The following is an 11,984-nucleotide window of genomic DNA, read 5'->3' as shown; positions in this document are numbered from 1 at the left end:
GCGTGTGTTGTGAGGTCGTTACAGCGGTAAGCAGCGTGGGAGGTTGTGATTGCTGTACGCCCGCTCAGCGCCGCATGCGGAGAGTGAGTCAGTCCTTACCGCCCGCCTCGTCAACGACCAACTCCGCGACCTGACGCATGGAAACTCTTTTGTCCATGGCGGTTTTCTGGATCCACCGGAACGAGTCCGGCTCGGACAATCCGAACTTCGTCTGCAGGATCGACTTGGCCCGGTCGACCAGTTTGCGGGTCTCCAGCCGCTCGGCCAGGTCGGCGACCTCACGCTCCAGCTCGGCCAGTTCGACGTACCGGGACGCGGCGATCTCGATCGCGGGCAGCAGGTCGGCCTTGGAGAACGGTTTCACCAGGTACGCCATGGCGCCGGCGTCGCGGGCCCGCTCGACCAGCTCGCGCTGCGAGAACGCGGTCAGCATCAGCACCGGCGCGATCCGCTCGCCGGCGATCTTCTCCGCGGCGCTCAGCCCGTCCAGCTTCGGCATCTTGACGTCGAGGATCACCAGGTCGGGCCGATGCTCGGTCGCCAGCCGGATGGCCTCTTCCCCGTCCCCGGCCTGCCCGACGACGTCGTACCCCTCCTCGGCCAGCATCTCGGCCAGATCCATCCGGATCAACGCCTCGTCCTCAGCGATCACCACACGCTTAGCAGTCACGCCCACACCTTATCGACCCTCCACCTGCCGGCGGGCAGGGTGATCACGACACGGCAACGCGCCGAAGACCGGAGGGCCGCAAGGCCAGCAGATCAATGCGGTCGACGATCCACCCGCGAATGCGCCCGGTGCTCCGCGTGCCCCCGCCATGGCCGGCCCGATCGATGAGCTAGGATTCCTGGCGCAACGCCCTGGTAATCCAATCGGCAGAGATAGTGGTCTCAAACACCATACAGTGTGGGTTCGAGTCCCACCCAGGGCACAGAATCTGTCGGCGGCGTCCGCGAAGCTTCCGTCATGTACGGCGATCAGACGCGAGAGATCGCGCGTACGGCGATGGGTGCGGGCGAGAGTCTCAACTCGATCAGCAAGCGGCTCAAGGTAAGCCGGGCCGCGCTCCGTGACTGGCGTGATCGACCGGATCGTCGGTCCTACCTGAGCGCCTGCCCCCTGTGTGCCAACGGGAAGCTGACGCGTTCGCCGTACGCGTATCTGCTCGGCCTGTATCTCGGCGACGGATGCCTGTCGAAGCACCGCAGGGATGTCTACGCCCTACGCATCGCCTGCGACGACAGGTACCCCCGTCTCATCGACGAAGCGGAGTCTGCGATCGCGGCGGTCCATATGAGCCGACCGGTGTACCGGGTCCAGGCTGTTGGCTACACGTCCGTTGTTGCTTACTGGAAGCACTGGCCGTGTCTGTTCCCTCAGCACGGCCCCGGGCGGAAGCACCAGCGCACGATCGCGCTTGTGGGCTGGCAGCGGGAGGTTGTAGTCGAGTACCCCGCACAGTTCCTGCGCGGCCTGTTCAACTCCGACGGCTGCCGAGTCATGAACTGGACGACCCGAACGGTCGACGGCCGACTGAAGCGGTACGAATACCCGCGCTACCTGTTCTCCAACCAGTCCGCTGACATCATGCGCCTGTGCCAGTGGGCGCTGGACCTGCTCGACATCCCCTGGCGGATGCCCCGACCGAATGCCTTGTCCGTCGCCCGGCGCGATGCGGTCGCCAGACTGGACGCGTTGATCGGCCCGAAGTCCTAGTCCGCACACATGAAGAGGCGGGCAGCTCGCCGGCTGCCCGCCTCTTCATGTGCGGTTCGGTTACGGGTTGCGGTAGGCGGGGGCTATGCCTTGGATGGCGTCGCCCATGCGGTGGACCCGGAGGGCGTTGGTGGAGCCGGGGATGCTGGGTGGGGAGCCGGCGACGATGACGACCAGGTCGCCCTTGTTGAGTTTGCCGAGTTCGAGCAGGCGCTGGTCGACCTGGCGGACCATCTCGTCGGTGTGGTCGACGGTGGGGACGATGTGCGTCTCGATCCCCCACACCACGCTCAGCCAGGAGCTCACCGACGGGACCGGGGTGAAGGCGAGCACCGGGATCTCGGTGCGGTAGCGGGCCAGCCGGAGCGCGGTGTCGCCGCTCTGGGTGAAGGCGACCAGATACTTCGCATCGAGCCGGTCGGCGACGTCCGCGGCGGCCCGGGCGATCACGCCGCCCTTGGTCCGGGGCTCCCAGTCGATCTCCTTGAGCCGGCTGAGGCCGTGCTGCTCGGTGGAGGCGACGATGCGCGCCATCGTGTTCACCGTCTCGATCGGGAACCGGCCGACGCTGGTCTCACCGGATAGCATCACCGCGTCGGCGCCGTCGAGTACGGCGTTCGCGACGTCGGACGCCTCGGCCCGGGTCGGCCGCGGCGCGGAAATCATCGACTCCAGCATCTGGGTGGCGACGATGACCGGTTTCGCGTTCAGCCGGGCCTGGTCGATGATCAGCTTCTGCACCAGCGGGACCTCCTCGAGCGGGAGCTCCACGCCGAGGTCGCCGCGGGCCACCATGAACCCGTCGAAGGCCTCGATGATCTCGTCCAGGTTGGCGACCGCCTGCGGCTTCTCGATCTTGGCGATCACCGGGACCCGCAGGCCCTCCTCGTCCATGATCTTGTGCACCAGCTGGACGTCGGCCGCGTCCCGGACGAACGACAGCGCGATCATGTCGGCCGGCAGGTGCAGCGCCCAGCGCAGGTCCTCGGCGTCCTTCTCCGACAGCGCCGGCACGCTGACCGCGACACCGGGCAGGTTGATGCCCTTGTGGTTCGACACCGGCCCGCCGACGGTGACCCGGCAGACCACGTCGGTCTCGGTCACCTCCTCGGCGACCAGCGCGATCCGGCCGTCGTCGATGAGCAGCTGGTCGCCCGGCTTCACATCACCCGGCAGACCGTCGTACGTCGTACCGCAGATGGTGGCGTCGCCCGGGACCTCCCGGGTGGTGATGGTGAAGCGCTCGCCGTAGGTCAGCGTGACCTTGCCCTCGGCGAACTCGGCCAGCCGGATCTTCGGGCCCTGCAGGTCGACCAGGATGCCGACGTTCTGCCCGGTCTCCGCCGCGGCGGTGCGGATCCGCTGGTAGATGCGCTCATGCTCGGCATGGGCGCCGTGGCTCAGGTTGAGCCTTGCGACGTCCATACCTGCTTGGACGAGTTCAAGGATGCGCTCGGGGGCGGCCGTAGCCGGGCCGAGCGTACAAACGATCTTTGCGCGACGCACGTCACAAAACCCTACTCCTACAAACCACTGTGTCCGCTGGTCCACCCCTCTTACTGGACGGTTAACAGCTGGAGGCGATCCGGTACGACGCCTGCCGCGACAGCTGAATCGTCAAGAAGGCAAGGGGGTGTAGGCGCCGACAGTGACCTCGCCGCCGAGCCCGGCGGTGACGGTCTGCAGGCCGATCGGCCGGCCCTTCGAATACGTGATCAACGTGACCTGGCCCGGCCGGCGCAGCGTGTACCCGAGGGCGAACGCGTACGCCGCTCCCCCGGTCGTCCCGTTCGTGTACGTCGTGACCGGCCGCCCGTCGACGACCTTGTGTTCCGGCCCGACCTGGCGATGCAGATGGCCGGACAGCAGCAGCGTCGCGCAGCCGCGGGCCGCGGTGTCGGCGAACGAGGACGGATCGTGCACGACGAAGGTGGAGATCTGCTTGTCCTCCGGCTGGCTGCACGCGACGTCGGCGAGTCGCTCGGACTGTTCCGCGATCGTCTCGTCGCCGGCCGAGTCCGCGCTGCCGAGCCCGGTGCGGGTCGGGTCGCTGTCGCCGAGGAACCGGATCCCTTCCACCTCGACCGGTTTGGAGTCCAGCACGGTGAACCCGTTCTTGCGCATCGCGTCCTCGATGTGCCCGCCGGCGTCGTGGTTGCCGGCCACCGCGACGACCTTCAGGTCCCGGAAGTGCTGCGCCAGCGAGTGGATGCTGAACACCTCCCACGACTGCCCGGACGAGGAGTCGTCGCCGGCGTCGATCAGCACCTTGGCGCCGGCCACCTTCGCCACCTCGGCGGCGAACGGGTCCATTCCGATGTTGTCGTGCCGGTCCGACACCAGCAACGCGACCGTCTCGCCCTCGGCCGCCTGGTGGATCCGGCCGCCGACCCGGCTGACCCGCTCCCGCAACCGGCCGTAGAACTCGGTGGATCGCTCGTACGTCTCCACCGCCGTACGGATGACTCCGACACCTCCGGTCGTGGAGAACCCGGACGCGACCTCGACGTGCTTCAGCCGTTCGTCGAAGGACAGCTCCGGCAGCAACTGGTGCAGCGGACGCCATTCGGTCGGCGGTACTTCGGCCGGCCGGATCCGCCCCGGGCCGAAGATCGACGCGATCGTGATCAGCATCGCGACCAGGACGACGATCGCCCGGTGCTCGACCCGGCGTTCGTGCTTGTGTACGAGGTCCCACAGCTCACGTCGCCGGCGTGGGCCCAGTGCGGTCCAGACCGTTGCGACCACGACCGCGACCAGCAGACCGGTGCCGGCGCCGGCGACCGCGTTGTCGACGGCCATCTCCCCGACGACCTGCTCGATCCGCGCGATCTCACCGTCGGGCTGGGAGGCGATCAGCGCGTCGCGGTTGAGCAGTTCGGTGAGGTTCTCGGCGTCGGTCTCCTGGATGTCGATGTTGACGCCGATGCCGAGCGGCGCGTCGGTGGGGATGCGCAGCCGCGGCAGTACGGCGCCGAGGTCGAGGGTGGCGTGGTCGTCGAACGTCGGCGAGATGGTCGCGGCGTGCGCGCCGATCGTCACCCGCTCGGAGTCGTTGGCGAACCCGAACAGGCCGACCGACAGCGACGTGACCAGCCAGAGCAGGCTGAGCGCGGCCCACGGCGCGATCGCACGGAGCCGGGCTCGGGTCACCAGGCGGCGGCTAGCCATGGGTCAACCGTATTGGGCCGGGCAAGGCATTGCATCCCGAACGACGGCGGGCCGCAGACGACTTTCGTTGCCTGCGGCCCGGTTCATCCGCCGGTCAGACCGCCAGCGGGCGGGCCGTCGGCGGGATGGGGGTGGGCAGGGTGGACGATCCGGTCAGATAGGTGTCGACGCCGTTGGCGCAGGAGCGGCCCTCGGCGATCGCCCAGACGATCAGCGACTGGCCGCGGCCGGCGTCGCCGCAGGCGAAGACGCCCTCGACCGAGGTCTGGTAGTTCTTGTCCCGCTTCACGTTGCCCCGCTCGTCCAGCTCGACGCCGAGCTGCTCGAGGAAGCCTTCCCGCTCCGGGCCGAGGAAGCCCATCGCGAGCAGCACGAGCTGCGCCGGGATGGTCCGCTCGGTGCCCTCGATCGGGGTGAACTTCCCGTCCTTGAACTCCACCTCGACCAGGTTCAGCCCGGACACGTTGCCGTCGGCATCCGCTTCGAAGTTGACCGTCGAGACGGAGTACACCCGCTCGCCGCCCTCCTCGTGCGCTGACGCGACCCGGTAGATCATCGGGTACGTCGGCCACGGCTGCCCGGCCGGCCGGTCGTCGCCGGGACGCGGCATGATCTCCAGCTGGGTGACCGAGCGGGCGCCCTGGCGGTGCGCCGTGCCGAGGCAGTCCGCACCGGTGTCGCCGCCGCCGATGATGACCACGTCCTTGCCCGTGGCAACGATCTGGTCCTCGACGGTCTGGCCGAGCGCGACCCTGTTTGCCTGCGGCAGGTACTCCATCGCCTGGTGGATGCCGCCGTACTCACGGCCCGGCACCGGCAGGTCCCGCGCGGCGGTCGCGCCGGTCGCGATGACGACCGCGTCGTACCGCTGCTTGAGCTGGGTCCCGGTGACGTCCACGCCGACGTTGACGCCGGAGCGGAAGACGGTGCCCTCCTCCTTCATCTGCTGGATGCGGCGGTCGACCTGCACCTTCTCCATCTTGAACTCGGGGATGCCGTAGCGCAGCAGCCCGCCCGGGGCGTCGGCCCGCTCGTAGACCGCGACGGTGTGGCCGGCGCGGGTCAGTTGCTGGGCCGTGGCCAGGCCGGCCGGGCCGGACCCGACGACCGCGATCGTCTTGCCGGTCAGCCACTCCGGCGGCTGCGGCTTGACGTCACCGGTCTCCCAGGCCTTGTCGATGATCGCGACCTCGACGTTCTTGATCGTCACCGGCTCCTGGTTGATGCCGAGCACGCAGGCCGGTTCACACGGCGCCGGGCAGAGCCGGCCGGTGAACTCCGGGAAGTTGTTGGTCGCGTGCAGCCGCTCGATCGCACCGGACCAGTCGTCGCGCCAGACCAGGTCGTTCCACTCCGGGATCAGGTTGCCCAGCGGACAGCCGTTGTGGCAGAACGGGATACCGCAGTCCATGCAGCGGCCGGCCTGCTTGGTGATGATCGGCAGCAGTGCCTTGCCGGGCCCACCGGGGTAGACCTCTTTCCAGTCCTTGACCCGCTCCTCGACCGGGCGCCGCTCGGCGACCTCCCGCGGGGTGGTCAGGAATCCCTTCGGGTCAGCCATCAGATGGCCTCCATCATCGCTCGCGTGGTGGCGTCCTCGTCCAGCCCGTCCCGCTCGGCGGCCGCCTTGGCCGCCAGCACCCGGGCGTAGTCGCGGGGCATCACCGTGGTGAATCTGGCGGCTGCGGCGGGCCAGTCGGCGAGCAGCTTGGCCGCCCGTTCCGAACCGGTCTCCTCGTGGTGCCGCCGGACCAGGTCCTGCAACAGGTCGGACTCCTCCTCGGTGGCCGGATGCAGGTCGACCAGCTCCGGGTTCACCAAGGCGGGGTCCAGGTCGAGCACGTGGGCCACGCCGCCCGACATGCCCGCCGCGAAGTTCCGGCCGACCGCGCCGAGTACGACGACGCGCCCACCGGTCATGTACTCGCAGGCGTGGTCGCCGACCGACTCGACGACCGCGGTCGCGCCGGAGTTGCGGACGCAGAACCGCTGCCCGGCGCCGCCGCTGATGAACAGTTCGCCGGAGGTCGCGCCGTACGCGATGACGTTGCCGGCGATGATCTGGTCGGCCGCGTCGAACCGGGCCCGGCGGTCCGGCCGGATCACCACCCGGCCGCCGGACAGACCCTTGCCGACGTAGTCGTTCGCGTCGCCCTCGAGCCGCAGCGTCACACCGCGCGGGACGAAGGCGGCGAACGAGTTGCCGGCCGACCCGGTGAAGGTCAGGTCGATGGTGCCGTCGGGCAGGCCGGCGGCCCGGTACCGCTTGGTGATCTCGTGACCGAGCATGGTGCCGACGGTCCGGTTGACGTTGCGGATCGGCAGCTGCGCCCGGACCGGCTCGCCGCTGTCGAGCGCCGGCCGGCAGATCCGGATCAGCTCGTTGTCGAGCGCCTTGTCGAGACCGTGGTCCTGGTCGACGGTCCGGTGCCGGGCAGCGCCGTCCGGCAGCGCCGGCACGTGCAGGATCGGCGACAGGTCGAGACCGTCGGCCTTCCAGTGGTCGACCGCGCGCCGGACGTCCAGCACCTCGGCGTGCCCGATCGCCTCGTCCAGCGACCGGAAACCGAGCTCGGCCAGGTACTCGCGGACCTCCTCGGCGATGAACTCGAAGAAGTTCACCACGAACTCGGGCTTGCCGGAGAACCGCTCGCGCAGGACCGGGTTCTGCGTCGCGACACCGACCGGGCAGGTGTCGAGGTGGCAGACCCGCATCATGATGCAGCCCGACACCACCAGCGGCGCGGTGGCGAAGCCGTACTCCTCGGCGCCGAGCAGCGCCGCGACGATCACGTCCCGGCCGGTCTTCAGCTGACCGTCGGTCTGGACGACGATCCGGTCCCGCAACCCGTTCAGCAGCAGGGTCTGCTGGGTCTCGGCCAGGCCGAGCTCCCACGGACCGCCCGCGTGCTTCAGCGACGTCAGCGGGGACGCACCGGTCCCGCCGTCGTGACCGGAGATCAGCACCACGTCCGCGTGCGCCTTGGAGACCCCGGCCGCGATCGTGCCGACGCCGACCTCGGACACCAGCTTCACGTGGATCCGGGCCTGCGGGTTGGCGTTCTTGAGGTCGTGGATCAGCTGCGCCAGGTCCTCGATCGAGTAGATGTCGTGGTGCGGCGGCGGCGAGATGAGGCCGACACCGGGCGTGGAGTGCCGGGTCCTGGCCACCCACGGGTACACCTTGGGACCGGGCAACTGCCCGCCCTCGCCGGGCTTCGCGCCCTGCGCCATCTTGATCTGGATGTCGTCGGAGTTGGTCAGGTACTCCGCCGTCACGCCGAACCGGCCGGACGCGACCTGCTTGATCGAGCTGCGCCGGTTCGGGTCGTACAGCCGATCCGGGTCCTCGCCGCCCTCACCGGTGTTCGACTTGGCGCCGAGCCGGTTCATCGCGACCGCGAGGGTCTCGTGCGCCTCGGCGCTGATCGAGCCGTAGCTCATCGCACCGGTGGAGAACCGCTTGACGATCTCGCTGACCGGCTCGACCTCCTCGACCGGGATCGGCTGCCGGTCGGACTTGAAGCCGAACAGGCCGCGCAGCGTCATCAGCCGCTCGGACTGCTCGTCGACGCGGGCTGTGTACTGCTTGAAGATGTCGTAGCGCCCGGTCCGGGTGCTGTGCTGCAGCCGGAACACCGTCTCCGGGTCGAACAGGTGCGGCTCGCCCTCACGGCGCCACTGGTACTCGCCGCCGATCTCGAGCTTGCGGTGCGCGGTCACGATGCCGTCGGCCGGGTACGCCCGCAGGTGCCGGCGCCGTACCTCCTCGGCGATCGTGTCCAGGCCGACGCCGCCGAGCTTGGACGACGTACCGGTGAAGTAGGTGTCGACCAGCTCCGGCGCCAGACCGGTCGCCTCGAAGATCTGCGCACCGGTGTACGACGCGACCGTCGAGACACCCATCTTCGACATGACCTTGAGCACGCCCTTGCCGAGCGACTTCACCACGTTGCGCACGGCCTGCTCGGGCTCGATGCCCGGCAGGTAGGTGCCCTGGCGGCACAGGTCCTCGACCGACTCGAGCGCGAGGTACGGGTTGACCGCGGCCGCGCCGTACCCGATCAGCAGGGCGACGTGGTGGACCTCGCGCACGTCACCGGCCTCGACGACCAAGCCGACCTGGGTGCGGGTCTTCTCCCGCACCAGGTGGTGGTGAACCGCGGAGGTCAGCAGCAGCGACGGGATCGGCGCCTTCTCCGCGTTCGAGTGCCGGTCGGACAGCACCAGGATGCGGGCGCCGTCCTTGATCGCCGCGTCGGCCTCGGCACAGATCTCGTCGAGCCGCGCCTTCAGCGCCTCGCCGCCGCCCTCGACGTCGTACACGCCGCGCAGCACCGTGGTCGCCAGGCCCGGCATGTCGCCGTCCAGGTTGATGTGGCGCAGCTTGGCGAGCTCGTCGTTGGTGATCACCGGGAACGGCAGCACCACCTGACGGCAGGACGCCGGGCTCGGGCCGAGCAGGTTCGACTCCGGTCCGAGGGACGACGACAGCGAGGTGACGAGCTCCTCGCGGATCGCGTCCAGCGGCGGGTTGGTGACCTGCGCGAACAGTTGGGCGAAGTAGTCGAACAGCAGCCGCGGCCGCTGGCTCAGCACCGCGATCGGCGTGTCGGTACCCATCGACCCGATCGGCTCGGCGCCGGTCTTGGCCATCGGGGTGAGGATGACCCGCAGCTCCTCCTCGGTGTAGCCGAACACCTGCTGGCGCCGGGTCACCGAGGCGTGGCTGTGGACGACGTGCTCACGCTCGTGCAGGTCCTCGAACCGGATCAGGCCGGCGTGCAGCCATTCGTCGTACGGGTGCTCGTTGGCGAGCGCGTTCTTCACCTCGGAATCGGTGATGATCCGGTGCGCCTCGACGTCGACCAGGAAGATCCGGCCCGGCTCGAGCCGGCCCTTCTCGGTGACCGTGGCCGGGTCGATGTCCAGCACACCGGCCTCGGACGCCAGGACGACCAGACCGTCCTCGGTCACCCAGTACCGCGACGGGCGCAGGCCGTTGCGGTCCAGCACCGCGCCGACCTTGGTGCCGTCGGAGAAGACCACCGACGCCGGGCCGTCCCACGGCTCCATCAGCGTGGAGTGGAACTCGTAGAACGCGCGCCGCTTCGGATCCATCGTGGTGGCGTTCTCCCACGCCTCCGGGATCATCATCAGCATCGCGTGCGGCAGCGACCGGCCGCCCAGGTGCAGCAGTTCCAGCACCTCGTCGAACGACGCCGAGTCGGAGGCTCCCGGCGTACAGATCGGGTAGAGCTGCTCGAGGTCACCCGGGATCAGGTCGCTGGCCAGCAGCGCCTCGCGGGCCCGCATCCAGTTCCGGTTGCCCTGGACGGTGTTGATCTCACCGTTGTGGGCGATGTACCGGTACGGGTGGGCCAGCGGCCAGGACGGGAACGTGTTGGTGGAGAACCGCGAGTGCACGACACCGATCGCCGAGGCGAGGTCGGGGTCGGTCAGCTCGGGGAAGAACTTGTCGAGCTGGTCGGTGGTCAGCATCCCCTTGTAGGTGATGGTCCGGCCGGACAGCGACGGGAAGTAGGTCTCGGTCTCCCGCTCGGCCCGCTTGCGCAGCCGGAACACCATCCGCTCCAGCGCCAGGCCGAGCACCCGGCCGGCCTTGGCGGTCACGAACAGCTGCTTGAACGTCGGCATCACCGAACGGGCGGTGGCGCCGAGCAGGTCCGGGTTGGTCGGGACGTCGCGCCAGCCCAGGACGGCCAGGTTCTCCTCCGCGGCCAGCTCCTCGATCCGGGCGATCGCCTTGGCCGCGTCGTCCGCGTCGGCCGGCAGGAAGGCGATACCGGTGGCGTAGCTGCGCTGCACCGGCAGCTCGAAGTCGCACACCTTGCGGTAGTAGGCGTCCGGGACCTGGATCAGGATGCCGGCCCCGTCGCCGGAGTCCGGTTCGGCGCCGGAAGCGCCGCGGTGCTCGAGGTTGCGCAGGGCGGTCAAGGCCTTCGCCACGATGTCGTGGCTGGGTTCACCGGTCAGGGTCGCGACGAACGCGACACCACAAGCGTCGTGCTCGTGCTGTCCGTCGTAGAGACCCTCGCTCGGGAATGGGGGGCGACCAAACATTCAGGAGCTCCCGTCGTCCTACGGTCAACAACTGGCCGCGGGACAACATTGGCCCAAGCCGGGAGTCCCGAGACTACCTCATGACGCCCGACAGATGGACTCCCATTCCACCGTCACAACGCCTTCTCACGCACAGTAAGCAAACGCTCACTACCTGGTCTCCCATCTTCCCAACAAGACCCCTCCGCAACCACCCACAGCACCCAAAATTCACCTGATGAGACCGGCCGCGCCTGGTAGTTCAACACTATGACTTGGCAGCCTTCTCCCGATTGGACTCCACCACCGCCGGCACATGGCCCACGTGGAGCCCGCGGAGTGGTCGCCGTTGGCCTTGGCTGCCGCTCTAGGGCGGTTTGCACGCCACCAGCTGGCCGAGCCTGCCTGGGGTGCCCGCCACGTACTCCGGGACCGTCTGGCGACCGTTGAGCGCCGCGGAGGCTGGTCGGCACTCCCCCGCCACCCTGCGATCGAAGCCTTGTGGGTACGGCGGAACGACGCGCTGGCCGCTCTGGACGCGCTACCACGTGTGCCGGCCCACGGCGATGCCCATCCAGTGAACCTGCTGGGTCGCGACGGGGACGATGTGGTCGCCATCGATTGGGAACAGTTCGGACTCGGGTCGGCCGGCTTCGACCTCGGATACCTCTTGCTGGCCGTCGAGACCCCGCTGGACGAGTTGGTGGCGGCGCACGGGGGCGACGTGGACGTCGTACGGCGTGGGGCCGTGCTGGTGGCGGCGTACACGGGCGTGTCGCGGGCAGCGTGGGCTTTGAGCCGGCCCGACCCCGGAGATCACGTGGAGCGTTTGGAGAGGCTGATGCCGCTCGTTGAGGAAGCCGTGAGCCACGCGTCGTGGACGGCATAGCTCGGGTTGCGGGTGGACGCCTTACGAAATGTTGCCGGAGTCCTGGGTGTCGGCGCCGAAGCGGGCGAAGATGATCCCGAGGTCTTCGAGATAGCTCGACGTCGATCTCGCCGGGGAACATCCGGCCGACCCTGGTCAGCACAC

7 protein-coding genes and 1 tRNA gene are annotated in these 11,984 nt (G+C 69.0%); 3 read left to right on the top strand and 5 right to left on the bottom strand.

The annotated features are described in order from the left end of the window. Positions 1–88: 88 nt before the first annotated feature. A complete protein-coding gene (locus ACYVOK_RS07055; RefSeq protein ID WP_460661449.1) occupies positions 89–670 on the bottom strand; it encodes an ANTAR domain-containing response regulator in 582 nt (193 codons plus the stop codon). Between the two features lie 188 nt (positions 671–858). Here ACYVOK_RS07055 and ACYVOK_RS07050 point away from each other — a divergent pair. Together ACYVOK_RS07050 and ACYVOK_RS07045 are read left to right on the top strand one after the other, a co-directional pair. Continuing rightward, positions 859–932: transfer RNA gene (locus tag ACYVOK_RS07050), tRNA-Leu, on the top strand. A gap of 35 nt (positions 933–967) precedes the next feature. Next, positions 968–1,717, top strand: coding sequence for a transcriptional regulator (locus ACYVOK_RS07045; RefSeq protein WP_460661448.1), 750 nt, complete (start codon positions 968–970; stop codon positions 1,715–1,717). Positions 1,718–1,777: 60 nt separating this feature from the next. On the opposite strand, the gene pyk is transcribed toward ACYVOK_RS07045, so the two are convergent. From pyk to gltB, 4 genes are all read right to left on the bottom strand, one after another. Continuing rightward, positions 1,778–3,223, bottom strand: a complete 1,446-nt coding sequence (gene pyk / locus ACYVOK_RS07040; RefSeq protein WP_460661447.1) for a pyruvate kinase — start codon at positions 3,221–3,223, stop codon at positions 1,778–1,780. 111 nt (positions 3,224–3,334) lie between these two features. Further along, positions 3,335–4,888 (bottom strand): metallophosphoesterase family protein, encoded by a 1,554-nt coding sequence (locus ACYVOK_RS07035; protein WP_460661446.1) that lies wholly within the window; start codon positions 4,886–4,888, stop codon positions 3,335–3,337. Positions 4,889–4,982: 94 nt separating this feature from the next. Further along, positions 4,983–6,449 (bottom strand): glutamate synthase subunit beta, encoded by a 1,467-nt coding sequence (locus ACYVOK_RS07030; protein WP_460661445.1) that lies wholly within the window; start codon positions 6,447–6,449, stop codon positions 4,983–4,985. Then, the gene (gltB, locus tag ACYVOK_RS07025) at positions 6,449–10,972 is read right to left on the bottom strand and encodes a glutamate synthase large subunit (protein ID WP_460661444.1); all 4,524 of its coding nucleotides are present in this window, start codon (positions 10,970–10,972) and stop codon (positions 6,449–6,451) included. Before gltB ends, ACYVOK_RS07030 begins: the two co-directional genes overlap by 1 nt. A gap of 295 nt (positions 10,973–11,267) precedes the next feature. Between gltB and ACYVOK_RS07020 the strand changes: the two genes are divergently transcribed. Beyond that, positions 11,268–11,840: a phosphotransferase gene (locus ACYVOK_RS07020; RefSeq protein WP_460661443.1), complete on the top strand. Its 573-nt coding sequence runs from the start codon at positions 11,268–11,270 to the stop codon at positions 11,838–11,840. Positions 11,841–11,984: the final 144 nt, after the last annotated feature.

Source organism: Kribbella swartbergensis (genome assembly GCF_054784135.1).
The sequence above is the reverse complement of the archived record's forward strand: the minus strand, read 5'-3'. Positions and strand labels throughout refer to the sequence as shown.

Bases quoted from the DNA above. Each gene is read 5' to 3' on its own strand.
- ACYVOK_RS07045 (WP_460661448.1), top strand. From the start codon at position 968: ATGTACGGCGATCAGACGCGAGAGATCGCGCGTACGGCGATGGGTGCG.
- ACYVOK_RS07030 (WP_460661445.1), bottom strand. From the start codon at position 6,449: ATGGCTGACCCGAAGGGATTCCTGACCACCCCGCGGGAGGTCGCCGAG.
- ACYVOK_RS07020 (WP_460661443.1), top strand. From the start codon at position 11,268: ATGGCCCACGTGGAGCCCGCGGAGTGGTCGCCGTTGGCCTTGGCTGCC.
- ACYVOK_RS07035 (WP_460661446.1), bottom strand. From the start codon at position 4,888: ATGGCTAGCCGCCGCCTGGTGACCCGAGCCCGGCTCCGTGCGATCGCG.
- gltB (WP_460661444.1), bottom strand. From the start codon at position 10,972: ATGTTTGGTCGCCCCCCATTCCCGAGCGAGGGTCTCTACGACGGACAG.